This window comes from Roseibium album (assembly GCF_001404515.1).
GTDB lineage: Bacteria > Pseudomonadota > Alphaproteobacteria > Rhizobiales > Stappiaceae > Roseibium > Roseibium album.
Genome location: NZ_CXWE01000003.1, coordinates 235392 through 248181, shown reverse-complemented (window position 1 = coordinate 248181; position 12790 = coordinate 235392). Strand labels below are relative to the sequence as shown.

General features: G+C 54.6%; 13 protein-coding genes and 1 pseudogene. 8 read left to right on the top strand and 6 right to left on the bottom strand.

The features are described 5' to 3' along the window. Nucleotides 1-46: 46 nt before the first annotated feature. A complete protein-coding gene (locus LA5095_RS10590; RefSeq protein ID WP_055115572.1) occupies nt 47-832 on the bottom strand; it encodes a ThuA domain-containing protein in 786 nt (261 codons plus the stop codon). Nucleotides 833-1044: 212 nt separating this feature from the next. On the opposite strand from LA5095_RS10590, the gene LA5095_RS10585 reads away from it, so the two are divergent. The 3 genes from LA5095_RS10585 (at nt 1045) to LA5095_RS10575 (ending at nt 2627) form a co-directional block, all read left to right on the top strand. Then, a complete protein-coding gene (locus LA5095_RS10585) occupies nt 1045-1413 on the top strand; it encodes a hypothetical protein (protein WP_055114727.1) in 369 nt (122 codons plus the stop codon). After that, nucleotides 1413-1973: a TetR/AcrR family transcriptional regulator gene (locus tag LA5095_RS10580; protein WP_055114726.1), complete on the top strand. Its 561-nt coding sequence runs from the start codon at nt 1413-1415 to the stop codon at nt 1971-1973. Before LA5095_RS10585 ends, LA5095_RS10580 begins: the two co-directional genes overlap by 1 nt. Nucleotides 1974-2120: 147 nt before the next feature. Then, entirely contained in the window at nt 2121-2627 is a 507-nt protein-coding gene (locus tag LA5095_RS10575; RefSeq protein WP_029062601.1) for a hypothetical protein, read from the top strand. Here LA5095_RS10575 and ggt read toward each other — a convergent pair. Continuing rightward, nucleotides 2624-4363 (bottom strand): gamma-glutamyltransferase, encoded by a 1740-nt coding sequence (gene ggt, locus LA5095_RS10570; protein ID WP_055114725.1) that lies wholly within the window; start codon nt 4361-4363, stop codon nt 2624-2626. The two genes, LA5095_RS10575 and ggt, sit on opposite strands and share 4 nt — an antisense overlap. A gap of 177 nt (nt 4364-4540) precedes the next feature. Between ggt and LA5095_RS10565 the strand changes: the two genes are divergently transcribed. Then, entirely contained in the window at nt 4541-4909 is a 369-nt protein-coding gene (locus LA5095_RS10565; protein WP_306359827.1) for a c-type cytochrome, read from the top strand. A gap of 10 nt (nt 4910-4919) precedes the next feature. On the opposite strand, the gene LA5095_RS10560 is transcribed toward LA5095_RS10565, so the two are convergent. Then, nucleotides 4920-5891 (bottom strand): endonuclease/exonuclease/phosphatase family protein, encoded by a 972-nt coding sequence (locus LA5095_RS10560; protein ID WP_055114723.1) that lies wholly within the window; start codon nt 5889-5891, stop codon nt 4920-4922. Nucleotides 5892-5986: 95 nt separating this feature from the next. Here LA5095_RS10560 and LA5095_RS10555 point away from each other — a divergent pair, with 95 nt between their 5' ends. After that, on the top strand, nt 5987-6385 hold the full coding sequence (locus tag LA5095_RS10555; protein WP_055115569.1) for a YchJ family protein: 399 nt from the start codon (nt 5987-5989) through the stop codon (nt 6383-6385). Here the strand turns inward: LA5095_RS10555 and LA5095_RS32015 are convergent. Continuing rightward, a pseudogene (locus tag LA5095_RS32015) lies at nt 6382-6950 on the bottom strand (IS5 family transposase). The gene LA5095_RS10555 and the pseudogene LA5095_RS32015 sit on opposite strands and share 4 nt — an antisense overlap. Nucleotides 6951-7259: 309 nt before the next feature. Between LA5095_RS32015 and LA5095_RS10550 the strand changes: the two are divergent. Further along, entirely contained in the window at nt 7260-8936 is a 1677-nt protein-coding gene (locus LA5095_RS10550) for an autotransporter outer membrane beta-barrel domain-containing protein (RefSeq protein WP_055114722.1), read from the top strand. Between the two features lie 510 nt (nt 8937-9446). On the opposite strand, the gene LA5095_RS10545 is transcribed toward LA5095_RS10550, so the two are convergent. Then, a complete protein-coding gene (locus LA5095_RS10545; RefSeq protein WP_055114721.1) occupies nt 9447-10214 on the bottom strand; it encodes an SDR family NAD(P)-dependent oxidoreductase in 768 nt (255 codons plus the stop codon). A gap of 131 nt (nt 10215-10345) precedes the next feature. On the opposite strand from LA5095_RS10545, the gene LA5095_RS10540 reads away from it, so the two are divergent. Beyond that, nucleotides 10346-10921 (top strand): TetR/AcrR family transcriptional regulator, encoded by a 576-nt coding sequence (locus tag LA5095_RS10540; protein WP_055114719.1) that lies wholly within the window; start codon nt 10346-10348, stop codon nt 10919-10921. A 167-nt stretch (nt 10922-11088) separates the two neighbouring features. After that, on the top strand, nt 11089-11235 hold the full coding sequence (locus LA5095_RS32675; RefSeq protein ID WP_156958712.1) for a hypothetical protein: 147 nt from the start codon (nt 11089-11091) through the stop codon (nt 11233-11235). 132 nt (nt 11236-11367) lie between these two features. Here the strand turns inward: LA5095_RS32675 and LA5095_RS10535 are convergent, their stop codons facing one another. After that, complete coding sequence (locus LA5095_RS10535) at nt 11368-12060, bottom strand: VPLPA-CTERM sorting domain-containing protein (protein ID WP_055114717.1); 693 nt, start codon at nt 12058-12060, stop codon at nt 11368-11370. Between the last annotated feature and the right edge of the window lie 730 nt (nt 12061-12790).

Genomic DNA, 12790 nt, shown 5'->3' with positions numbered 1-12790 from the left:
TGTAGAGACCCGGAGAACATGGCTTCTGCTCCGGTGTGGCAGGTGATCAGCGAAACCCTTCTTCACCGTCGGAATGAAGTTTAGGGCCGCGTTCCTCGATCTTTTCGGGTGCTGTGTCGACCGGGACATTCGGGGCCGCATTCGGTTCGGCAATCCGGACCATCGGATTGAAGGCCCATTTGACGCCGTTTTTCAGCACTTTTTGCACCGTCGCGTCATGATAGGTCGGATAGGTCTCATGCCCGGGACGAAAATAGAAAATGTTGCCAGCGCCACGCTTGTAGGTCAGGCCGGACCGAAAGACCTCACCACCCTGGAACCAACTGATGAAGACGGTTTCGAGAGGTTCCGGCACCCCGAACGGTTCGCCGTACATTTCCTCCATCTCGAGTTCGAAACTGTCCGGCAAGCCTTGCGTGATCGGATGATTTCGACTGGTGACCCAAAGTCGCTCGCGTTCACCGGCCTCGCGCCAGGTAAGATTGCACGGGCTGCCCATCAGGCGCTTGAAGGGTTTTGCGAAATGGGCCGAATGAAGGAACATCAAACCCATGCCCGACCAGACAGCGTCGCAAACGCGGTCGACGACGAGATCGGAGACATCGCCGTGGGCGGCGTGGCCCCACCAGACAAGAACGTCCGTTCGGGCAAGGCGTTCTTCGGTCAGTCCGTGCTCGGGTTCCTGGAGGGTCGCTGTTGTCGCCTCGATATCAGGATCCTCGTTGAGCGTGTCGGCGATACATTGATGCATGCCGTCCGGATAGGTCCGGGCAACAATCGCATTGTGCTGTTCATGGACGTTTTCGCCCCAGACGACGGTTCTGATCGGCATCGCCGTTTCTCCCGGTTCCATCAATGTTTCAGGAAGGACGCCTTACTTATTCAAAGCGCTTTGGATAGCGCTATCATTCCATTTTTTGAGTGTCAATCTGTCTGTATCAATCCTCCGGGAAATGTTTGGCGATGCGTGACTGTGCGTCGCATGGCATGCGCTGCAGGTTTAGAATATACAAACCATAACATATGGTATGTTTGGAGATTGATATGAATACATTTCTCGCCCTGGCTGCCGGCTTGTCCGCGCTTACCTGCCTGATCCACACGTTCCTCGGAGGTCGGGAAATTGCCGTTCCCTTGCTCAACGCGGTTGATCTCGCACCGGTGCCTAAATATGTCAGCTACTACTGCTGGCATCTCGTGACCATAGCGCTTGCCGCAATCTCGCTGATGTTCGCGATCGCGGCGATCTATCCTGAAAGTTGGGAACTCGGATGGATGGCGACATTCCTGGCGGCATCATTCTGTATTCTCGGGTTGGTGCTTCCCCCAATGAAGAAACAGTCCTACAAAGCGATGCCGCAAGGCTGGCTGTTCCTGCCGATTGCGGTTTTTGGTGCGGCCGGTGGAGCCTGATGAGTTCAAGGAAACGCTTTGCAAAAAAGGACTGGCTGGACCTTGCTCTCTCGTGTCTTGCGCAAGAAGGCGGATCCGGGCTTACGGTCGAAGCCCTTTGCAACGCCGCCGCACGGACAAGGGGCTCGTTCTACCACCATTTTGCCGATCACGATGTTTTCCTCAAAGAGCTGTTTTCGGAGTGGAAACAGCGAAACACCCTTGATGTGGCGGATGCGATCATGCAGCAACCGCACGACAAACGCGCAAAGACCTTGTCGGATGTTGCCAACATGCTGGACCAGGACCTTGAAAGAGCGGTTCGACAATTTTCCCAGTCAAATTCCATTGCGAGGCGAATTGTCCAGGATGTCGACCGGATCAGAACCGAGTTTGTCGTGGGCCTTTACCGGGATGCGGGTCTGGAAGACAGCCTTGCAAGAGAAATTGCCCAACTCGAATATGCAGCTTATGTCGGCTCACAGATTGTCTGGCCCGACATGAATGCGCAGGACCGGATCCGTCTTGATCAACGCTTCGCCTCGATGGTAGCCAAAGCCTTCCGGCGGGGTGCAAGCTGAGCTTCGGCGGACCGGCAACTGGGTACGATTTGTTCCGAAACAACGATCGAGTGAACACTGCGCTCACGCGAATGTGATCGCTAACCAATCTTCAACGGCTTTCTGTTAGTCAGTGACTGATCCGGACCACATGAAACGGCATCCGTCATGCACGCACTTCGCCAACCTATTACCGCAGTTGTCATTGTCTTCTGGTTTTTCTTCTGGCTGCTGAACGGTCTCGACAAGTTCTTCGCGCGCCAGAATGTCGGTTTCGTTCACTGGTGGGGGAATCACCGCGTTGAAAAATTCACCATGTATTTCGACAGGCTTGCGCTGGACCCGGCACTTGTCGAGGCAACGCTGATCTTTGCCGGACTTGTTGAATTCGGAGCGGCCGGCTTTTTTGTCTGGGCGGCAATCAAGCTCCTGCGGGGTGAGCCCGGCGTTGCCTATCGCACGGATCTGGCAATCACCGTTTCGATTGCCGTTTTTCTCGGTTTCACGATTTTCGACGTCATCGTGGGGGATCGGGCCGAACTGCTCGAGCACTCGACTTATATCGGGGTGCTCCTGGTGTCGTTTCTGGCGGTGTCGGCAGAAAGTTTCTTCCGGCACCTGAAAGATCTCGACAGCCAGAGCACCCTCAACAGGCACTATCCTCCCAAAGCCTAGTAACCTGCTGTCAGGGCGCCCTGACGCCTGGGGTCCGAATAACCGGCAAGCACACCGCCGACATTCATGATCGACTGCGTCGACCCCATGGCGTTCTTGACGACGACCTTGTGTCCGCGGTCTTCCAGAAGCTTGACTGTATCCGGTGAAACGCCCTCTTCGATCCGAATTTCGTCTGGAAGCCACTGATTGTGGATCCTCGGCGCGACCGTCGCTTCGGCGATGTTCATCTTGTGGTCGACAATGTTCAGGACGATCTGCAACGTCGTTGTGATGATCCGGCTGCCGCCCGGTGAACCGGTTGCCAACAGAAACTTGCCGTCCTTGAACACCAGGGTCGGGCTCATGGATGACAAGGGTCGCTTGCCGGCCTCGACCGCGTTGGCCGTACCGCCAATCAGGCCATAGGCGTTGGGAACGCCGGGCTTGGCGGAAAAGTCGTCGAGTTCATTGTTCAACAGGACACCGGTTCCGTCAGCTGTCAGGCCCGAACCATAAGAAAAGTTCAACGTGTAAGTGTTTGAAACTGCGTTCCCGTCCTTGTCGACGACCGAATAGTGCGTGGTTTCATTACTTTCATAGGGAAGCGGGTCCGCGGGTTTCACGTCTTCCGACGGTCTTGCAACATTCATTTGAATGGTTTTCGTCAATTCCGCGGCGTAGTCCGGCGAGGTCAATCCCTTGATAGGAACGCTGACATAGTCCGGATCCCCCAGATATTCCGACCTGTCCGCGTAGGCCAGGCGCATGGCCTCGGACATGGCATGGATCGAGTCGGCCGAATTCGGACCGAATTCATTCATCGGAAAATTTTCCAGAATGTTCAGGATCTGCACAATGTGCACACCGCCGGACGACGGCGGTGGCATCGAAGCGATGTCATAGCCCCTGTAGTTTCCCGTCACAGGCTCGCGCCAGACCGGTTCATAATTCGCGAGATCTTCGACGGTCATGCTGCCACCGGCGTCCTGAACCTTCTTGGCAATCTTTTCGGCGACGTCACCCTTGTAAAAACCCTCTGCTCCCTGCTCGGAAATCAGCTGCAGCGTGCGGGCGAGATCCGCTTGCACAAGTGTTTCGCCCGGCAAATAGGGAATGGGGCCTGCCTTGAAGAAAATCTCCGCGGTAGCCGGATCCTTCGTCAGACGTTCTGCCCTGGCGCCAAGAGCGGAAGATAGACCCGGAGTTACCGTGATGCCGGAACCGGCAAGTTCGATCGCCGGCGCGACCAATTCTGCCCAGGTTACGTTGCCGCTGCCGTATCTGGCAAAAGCGTCCGCAAATCCAGCGACGGTTCCGGGAACACCAATCGCCAGGCCGGAAAACCTTGACTTCTGCTTGTCGGGTTCGCCATCCGGTCCGAGGAACATGTCCCTGGAGGCGCCGGAGGGTGCCTTTTCGCGATAGTCGAGTGCCTGGGTTTCACCGCTTTCGGCCATGTGGATCATCATGAAACCACCGCCGCCAAGATTGCCGGCGCGCGGAAGCGTGACGGCGAGCGCGAAGCCGGTCGCGATGGCGGCATCCACGGCATTCCCACCCTGTTTGAGGATCTCGAGCCCGACAGAAGTGGCAACGGCTTCCTGGCTTGCAACCATGCCGTTCTGTGCCGTGACCGGATGAAACAGGTCCGTCAGGGCGTAGATGGGAGCATCCTGTGCGGTGACAGAAACCGGTGGCATGGCAAGCATGGCCGCTGCGACAGCGCAAACGACGGTTTTCAGACGACGTCCCATATCAATCTCCCTTGTTCGGAATTTCCGAAGTCTGTCTGACGGGCGCTAGAGAGGCAACAAAAAAGCGCGCGCAGGTTGTCGGTATTTTGCAAGTTTTGACTCACCGCAAGGTGAGTGCAACAGGAAACCGACACACTGCAATTCACGTCTTCATCAGAAGCGCAGGAGGGAGAATTCATGGTTCGGCAACAGGAAGCACCACAATCTTTTCTGGCCAAGGGTCATCGCGTTGGATTGCAGGGCATGATGGTGGCGGTTTTGTGCCTTTCCGGCGCTCTTAGCCCTGCGTTGGCCGCCGACGCGGCAGCCGGTAAGGCTCTCGCGCTTCAATGGTGTTCTGCGTGCCATCTTGTTGCCGAGGACCAGCCAATGGCGACAAGCGTTTCCCTTCCGAGTTTCTATGACATGGCGAAAGACCCGGACTGGACAGAGGCGACACTGGCGACATTCCTTGCCGACCCTCATCCCAAGATGCCGAACATGAGCCTGGGCAACAGGGAAATCGCGAACCTGGCGAAATACATCAGTTCGCTCGCGCCTGAGTGAACAATCCGGCCTATAGTTCGAATTCCGCACGCATCGCCGCGTGATAGGATCCAGCATATCCGTCATCACCCGCATCAAGGACCTCGTCGGGCAGTCCGCAGTTGAAGACCCGAACGTCAGCTGTCCTGTCCGTCATTGCCCGGCTTGCAAGTATATGGTCGAGCGCCTGACCCCTGCCCTTGTGGATGACTGTTTGACGCCGGTCGAGCGGCAACGAGGCGTCGAGTTGAAACAGTCGGCGGTTTTCGAATTCAGGTGACGCCGTGTCGTCCGGGTCGGCGCGCAGCAACCGCAACGTGCCTGTGTCGCCTGTCGCATTGAAATCGCCCGTCAAGACAACCCGGGCCTCTTCGTCTTCATCAAACAGCTTCTCGACCGAAAGGCGAAGCTCGAGGGCCTGAGCGGTCTGTTTCAGGACCGACAGCTGATAGCCTTCCGCCCAGGCTGAAGCACTTTTCCAGGAACGGTCCGGGTTCTTGCCGCCGCGGATCATCGCCGCGATCGGCGCGCGCAGATGAACCACGAAGAGGTGCAGGGGTTTTGCCGAACCGAAATCGACGACAGATTTCAGGATGGGACGTTCGAATGTGATGGCTTCGGGAGTTTCGTATGCCGGATCGGCTGTTGTTGGTTGCCAGAGCGGCGCGTTTGCGTGCTGTTGAAACAGGCTCTCATGCTCCGATATCGGATATCGCGACAACAAGACAAGATTGTGCTTGTCGCCGGGGCCCTTGCCGGGAGCGCGTTCGCTGGCAACTCGATGATAGGTCTCATAGGGAGTTCCCGCCAGCAGGCGTTCAAGCGCCGGAAACTGGCGATGGGAGGAACCCTTGATCTTTTGTGCGTTTACTTCCTGAAGGCAGAGAATGTCCGCTTCGAGTTCCATGATCCTTGGACGCAACGCGTCCAGCCGCGGCTTCAGCGCGGTGGCGTCATACCGGTCGAACCCGAATGATTCCATGTTGAATGTGGCAAGTTTCATGAATGATGCCCCCGGGAAATTCCTGTTCAGACGATAGCGGCAAGGCACGCCTGGTGGTAGACAGCGCAAGAATGACAGGAGAACTAGAGGCCGGGATGACGGAAAAAACATGCCCCTGCGGTGATGGCAAGTCCTTTGATGCCTGCTGCGGACCTTATCTCTCCCGGGCTTCGGTCCCTGTAACCGCCGAAGCCTTGATGAGGTCCCGTTACACAGCTTTTGTGCGTCAGGACATATCGTATCTGAGAACCACCCTTTGGCCGAAAAATCTGCGTGGTTTTGATGAGGTTGCCACTGCGAAATGGGCTGCTGAAAATCACTGGACCGGATTGACCGTTCTTGACGTGCAAAAGGGTGGGGCGGCAGATCGTGAAGGAACAGTGTTGTTCGAAGCAAGGTATCTGTCAGGTGGCAAACTGAATACGCACCGGGAATGTAGCCGCTTTCGGAAGAAAGCCGGCAACTGGTACTATGTCGAAGCGCTGGCTCACTAGGCGGTGGACTCATTAACGCGTAGCCAAAGCGGATGGCAGCAAGCTTGACGAAAGCAAGGAAGTTGTCTGCGTGTTTCTCAAATTGCTTAGAAATGTGCCAACAGTGCTTCATCCGGTTGAAGAACCGATCACCGTGATTTCGATGACGGTAGAGATACGGACCGAAGCAGATCGGATCGCGCCGGTTCCGACGGGGTGGGATGTTCGCCCAGCCTCCACGTGAACGTCCAAAGCCTTCGCTGGCACTATTCTGGACGCATCTTGCGTGCTGATGGGTGCGAATTACCGTGCTGTCGATCATCTGCACCTCGGCGTCTTCCCGATGCGATATGGCAGTCTGGATACGACCCCAAACGCCTGCGCAACGCCAACGCACGAAGCGATTGTAGCAGGTGGTGTAGGGACCGTATCGCTCCGTCAGATCACACCACGGTGCTACCGATCTCAAAATCCAGAAAATGCCGTTCAGGACACGCCTGTCATCCACACGCGGGACGCCTCCCGATTCGCACGGAAGGATTGGTGCGATCGACCGCCATTCGGCGACCGAGAAGGCATGTCTCATGCTCAAGGCTCCTATTCGGAGCATGAATCACACCCGCATGCCAGACTTCAATGTCTGCTTTGTACCAAGACACTGCAGCCTGGTCCGTTAGGTCGACCAACCGCTTCGAACTCGAACAGGACCATTCACCTAAATGGCTTCAACAGGCAGCTTTAATGTGACATGTTCATGTTCTAGGTGCTATCTGTATGGCGGTACGACGCACGTTACTTGCGCAAGCAAAGCTCGATCGATATGCGTTGTAAGAAAACAAATGTGGTCCTGAATTTTCGGATCGTGTTGTAGCAAACGTTTTTTTGGGGGGCGGCTATGAGGCTTGGTTCAACAGCCATCATTTTCGCTATATTCGCTTTTCTGTTATCTTATTCTTCACAGGCGCAGGAGTTCGCCGTCAAGGACAAGATTACGGGCTTCAACTCGGCCGCAAGCAATTCCCTGAACAATCAGACGGCCGGTGCCGGCGGCCGGCAGATCCTCTTGACGCAGCATACCTTTGCGCGGCAAACACAAGTCACGCGCTTTGTGCAGCTGTCAAATTCAACGCTCACGGGTGCCAACGGATTTTCCTATTCCGTAAGAGCTCTTGCCTCCCCTTATGCGGAGCTCTTCACCGGAACCGCAACGCGCACAAACAGAACCGTCTACAGCAATGTCACGTTGGCCGGAAACAACACCAATCTGGATGAATTCTCCATTTCAGGGCTGACCCTGGATCCAGGAACCTACTGGATCGCCGTCCACGCAAGCGACGGGAACACCTATCAGGTTGCTGCCAATACAGGCGACGACCCCGAGCCGTTGCTTGCCGAAAATGGTGGGTTGCCTTTTCTGGCCGGCACAAATTTTCACATGTATACGATCCTGTACGGCATCGGTCTGTTTGACGCTACTTTTGACGAACAGAAGAATATTGCCTTCAACACGATCCCTGCCAACGTGTCGCAGGTCAACTCCATAAGCTCCCTGACACTCGCGTTGATCAATCGACGCTTGTCGCGAATGCAGAACGACAAGTATCTGGCCGCCCGGGCTGGCGCTGCTGCAGGTCCAAATGGGTATTTCGACGAAACATATCTGAACCGGTATGCGGAACCCCCGTCTGGCAACACGCCCTTTCCGGACACTGCAATCGGGACCAACGGAAACCCGGGCGCTGCCAACTTGGCGGGCCGCATCAGGGTCTGGTCGGAAGGCAGCTTCGTTTCCATCGATCACGGTTCGACAGGCAGCTTCAGCGGCTATGACGGTAATCTGGTTGGCGGTCAGCTGGGCGCCGACATCGACATCACGAATTCCCTCGCGCTCGGCGTTGCCTATGGCCGAAACTACACCGACACCGATTATGTGGACGATTTGGGGAACACGCAGTCAAACAGCGACCATTTCTCGGCGTTCGCACAATACATCCACGAGAACGGATTTTTTTCCAGTCTGGTATACAGCTACGGCCATTTCGATCTCGACCTGGACCGGAATGCAGGCTCCTCGGGGACTGCCAAGGCATCAACAAATGCGGGTGCCCACAGTGTTCAGGGGACCATCGGATATCGGTTTCCACCTGTGAAGGCGTTTACGACAAGTGTCGAATCAAGGCTTTGGTACACGAATATCAACGTTGATGGCTACACCGAGGGGAATGCAGGCAGCGGGTCTCTTTCCGTTGACGAGCAAAACTCAGACAATGTCTCCGTTTCCGTGGGCTTCAGCACCCGCTACAACCACGGCAACTTCAGTCCATATGTCAGCGTGTTTTATCAATACAACAATCTGGATCTGGGGGACGCCACCGTCAGCCTGATTCAGGACCCGAGCCTGACGGCCACACAGCAATATGTTGGAAACGACGGTGGCAGTGTGAATTTCGATCTTGGTCTCGATTATGCCTTCGGCGGCGGCTTCACTGCCGGCGCCAACTATGCGACATCTCTGAGTGACGGGGACCTGACTTATCACGGGCTGAATTTTGCCTTGAACTACGTTTTTTGACCGCGGTCATACTGGTTCACGCGCCCCGATTCCGTCGTTTGTCCGCTAAATGAGCCGCTGCTCAATCATGTGGGTTTCACCAGATGTGGCGCATACCGGTTCGCATACCTTCTTGCAATTGTGCGCTTCAACGAAACAATGAACACACCCAAAAGCAGGACCGGAGAGGGCATCGGCGCGGCTGCAGCGAACTAACGGTTCGTCCGCAATGCTGACCTGCACGGTTGATTGATCGTCTTCGGAGGTTCCACCGAAGGTGCTCATCGACGCTCGCCCGTTTATGAGTACACGCCCTAGTGTGGTGGTTCCTTGCGAAGCAAAGCAACCGTCTTTCGGATTTGGTTGCCTTGTCTCACCGCTTGGTTGTGAGGCCCTTGAAAATGAACCGTGCTTTCCGCGTGCATCCTTCCAGCGCGCAGCCAAAACGAGGTGGATCAGCTTCAATCAGGGGTCCGGGCCCCACCGGAGCCACACGATGGGGGCAACTCCGGTAAGAATTTTTTCGATCGGCTAGTTCCGGCCCGCCATGACCCCGCCGTCGACATCCCAGATCGCACCGGTGACCCAACTGGCCTCGTCCGACAACAGAAAGTCGACAGTGGATGCGACGTCGTCAGCAGTTCCGATGCGACCAAGCGGGTGGAACGCATCAAATCCGTCCTTCAGTGTTTTTGAAATCTGTTCTTCGGGAATGAATGCGCCGTATATGGGCGTTTCCACAACCGCCGGAGCAACGGCGTTGACACGGATGCCCTGGTCCCCGAGCTCCATTGCCAGGTGTTGGGTGAAGGCATGCAGGCCGGCCTTGGCCATGGAATAGGCAGAAGATGGTGTGGCCTTGACGGCTTGATGCGCCCACATGGAGCCGAGATTGACGATTGCACCTTTTCCGGCACCTGCCATTTTGCGCACAATCGCCTGGGTGATCAGAAACGTGCCGCGATTAAAGGCGTTGTACAGATCAAAATCTTCGCCCGTGTGGTCCAGAAACGGTTTCGGGCTGAAATATCCGGCCGCGTTGACCAGATATCCAATCGCTCCGTCAAGGTTCTCGATATTCCTTATGAGACCGTCCACATCCCGTGTGTCGGTTACATCTGCCTGCCAGATTTCGACTGGAACATTGTGACGGTTTTCGATGTCGGATTTCGCACCGGCAAGTTTTTCTGTGCTTCGACCTATCAGGATCAACGGAATGCCGCGTGCTGCCAGTCGGTGTGCAGTGGCCAGTCCCATGCCGGAGGTGCCACCTTGAATTATTGCGATTGAATCCATCATTTCCACATTCCTCACATTCGATACGCTATTTTATCTACCTACTGATAGATAGATTTGATGGTCGACATATCAGTGTTGCAAAGGGTTCTGTCAACCCCTATCTATCAGTTGGTAGATAAAGAGGTTGACCCGTGAACGCGCCGATTGCAGACACCGAAGCCAAAATTCTCGATCTGGCAGAGACCCTGATCCGTCAAAACGGATACAACGGGTTCAGTTTCCGCGATATCGCGTCCGGTGTCGGGGTGAAGAGTTCGAGCGTGCACTACTATTTTCCGACGAAAGCCGATCTCGGTGCCCGGGTTGCCAAGAGATACACGGACCAATTCATGGAGACGCTCGGTGATCCGGGATCACCGGAAATAACGGCCGAAGGACCGGTTGGAAGACTTAGCACCGTATTTGCCGCCGCCCTGGGACAGGATGGGCAGATGTGTTTGTGTGGTGTCCTGGCTGCGGAATCTGCCGGATTGCCTGCGGCGGTTGTTGAAGAGGCGAGGACATTTTTCAACCGGACAGCCTTCTGGTTGAAAACCGGGCTGAAGAACAGCGCTTTGGGTCGCGATTTTTCTGATACTGATCTCGAAAAACAGAGCTTTGCCATTCTGGCGCAACTCGAAGGTGCCATGTTGATAGCGCGCGTCCAGGGTCAACCAGGCTGGTTTGATGATCTGACATCAAAACTGTCTGCGGATATTACAAAATAACTTCTTGTGTAGAAAGTATAGAAAAGATCTTGCGAGATATTTTATCAGATTTACTAAATTCAAAAAACATATAAATCCACAGTTATGAATAATCTTTAATTTGCATATGCCTTTGCGAAACAACATCTTTTGTTCAGACGCAACGTTGTTTAAGCGGAGGACTTCATATGTTGAGATATGCAAACAAACACATGGATGAACTCAGGAAAGAGATCGAAATTCTGCTCAATCGCAGAGATATTGAGCCGTCCGAAAAAAGCAAGAAACTGGATCGGCTGGATCGATCCTATCAATTCTGGCGTCAGTTCGCCTAGGGATCGTTTCATTCGATAGGGAACAACTGAGCAGCACGGCGCATCGAAATCAGATAGATTGCCAGGTTCAGTCGTTTCCAAAACACATGCGGCCCGCAAGGGCCGCACTTTTTTTTGCCGCTGTGTCTTCGCTTAGGCCGATTTGCGGCGGCGGGCTGCAAATCCGAGCATTGCAACACCTACCGGAAGCAACAGTCCGGCTGCCGGGATCGGCACCGCGGTCAAATTCACCGTATCGATGAAGCCGCCAAGTGTGTTTTGTTTCCCGGTGGCTGCGAATGAGAGTGAATAGTCGCCTGCGGTGTCGACCTTGAACAGTGACTTTACAAGGGTCCAGACACCAACGGAAGTATCCGGAGATGCTCCCGGACCGGTTATGAAGCCGGACAAGAGACCATCGCTCACCGAATACTCGATGCCATTGGAACTCGCATCGTTGGTGCGTGGGCTATACCAGAAGGAAAGCTCATAAGTTCCAACGCCGAGCGAAACTTCCTGTTCCATTGTCGAATTCGAGTTTGGCTTCGGGTGACTGTCCAGTTCGATATAATGCTGACCGGAATGAGCGTCGATGGAGCCCAAAGTCCGGTTCGTCTGAACCTCGATGCCGGCTCCGGCAGTGGTCTTCCAGCCACTGATCTCACTGAAAACGTCCCAGGACGAACCGGTTGTGGCGAGATTTGAAAGCTTGTTGCCTTTAACCAGTCCGGTCGGGTCCAGGGTGGTCGTGTCTTCAAAATCGCCATTTACAATCATCGCATTCGCTGCATTTGCGCCAAGCAGGGCGGTCACGGCAACGGTCGCAGCCATTATCGATTTCATCATGGTAATCACCTCAAATAACAAGCTGAATGCCGACGATGAAATTTGACCGCCAACGTGTGTCCTGAACACTCGCTTGTGTGCACATTGTCCATTTTTTTGGTTCCCATAAGAGAACTTTAAGACTCTATAAACTTTATTTATTTCGCGAGCAAGAAAGGACAAGGGATTCCGCCACGTAATTGAGAATTATGGTTAATTCGAATTTACCGTCGGAATTTTCGGTTGAAAGAAAAAGATCCGGTCCCTGAGCTTGGCGGCGTCACAGGGACCGGATCGTAGGGCGGACCGTAGGGGAGGCAACCTTTCGAATCCGCGAAGATCAATCCAATTGAACAAACGACAATCCGTGTTTCATGATCCTGTTTGCCCAACAAATTGTTCCCTATTTGTTCTCAATTTTTCATGAATGTCAACGGTTCATTTTGCAATCTGTTCTTCTCATTTGCTGCTGATCCGGAACAGGAACACGATACCTGCGGCCTTGCAGGAAATGGGGTCAGCAAGCCAAACCGGCCTTCGGTTTCGGAATTGGTCCGTATCTGGACCTGGTGCCTGTGACGATGCCGCAGCGAAGTTCGGGTACACAGCCGGCCAAAGGGGGTATCACGCATCTGTGAAGCTGATTCCGTGCCGGTCAATTCAAAGCCACGGAATATTAAGTCCCACATGTCACAAATACGGGGTGATTTTCTCAAGGACCCTGAACGTGCGATTTACCGCCCATTCCTGG

Coding starts and splice junctions, on each gene's coding strand:
- LA5095_RS10560 (WP_055114723.1), bottom strand. CDS start 5,891: ATGAAACTTGCCACATTCAACATGGAATCATTCGGGTTCGACCGGTAT.
- LA5095_RS32675 (WP_156958712.1), top strand. CDS start 11,089: ATGTTGAGATATGCAAACAAACACATGGATGAACTCAGGAAAGAGATC.
- ggt (WP_055114725.1), bottom strand. CDS start 4,363: ATGGGACGTCGTCTGAAAACCGTCGTTTGCGCTGTCGCAGCGGCCATG.
- LA5095_RS10590 (WP_055115572.1), bottom strand. CDS start 832: ATGCCGATCAGAACCGTCGTCTGGGGCGAAAACGTCCATGAACAGCAC.
- LA5095_RS10555 (WP_055115569.1), top strand. CDS start 5,987: ATGACGGAAAAAACATGCCCCTGCGGTGATGGCAAGTCCTTTGATGCC.
- LA5095_RS10535 (WP_055114717.1), bottom strand. CDS start 12,060: ATGATGAAATCGATAATGGCTGCGACCGTTGCCGTGACCGCCCTGCTT.
- LA5095_RS10550 (WP_055114722.1), top strand. CDS start 7,260: ATGAGGCTTGGTTCAACAGCCATCATTTTCGCTATATTCGCTTTTCTG.
- LA5095_RS10565 (WP_306359827.1), top strand. CDS start 4,541: ATGGTTCGGCAACAGGAAGCACCACAATCTTTTCTGGCCAAGGGTCAT.
- LA5095_RS10585 (WP_055114727.1), top strand. CDS start 1,045: ATGAATACATTTCTCGCCCTGGCTGCCGGCTTGTCCGCGCTTACCTGC.
- LA5095_RS10575 (WP_029062601.1), top strand. CDS start 2,121: ATGCACGCACTTCGCCAACCTATTACCGCAGTTGTCATTGTCTTCTGG.
- LA5095_RS10545 (WP_055114721.1), bottom strand. CDS start 10,214: ATGATGGATTCAATCGCAATAATTCAAGGTGGCACCTCCGGCATGGGA.
- LA5095_RS10580 (WP_055114726.1), top strand. CDS start 1,413: ATGAGTTCAAGGAAACGCTTTGCAAAAAAGGACTGGCTGGACCTTGCT.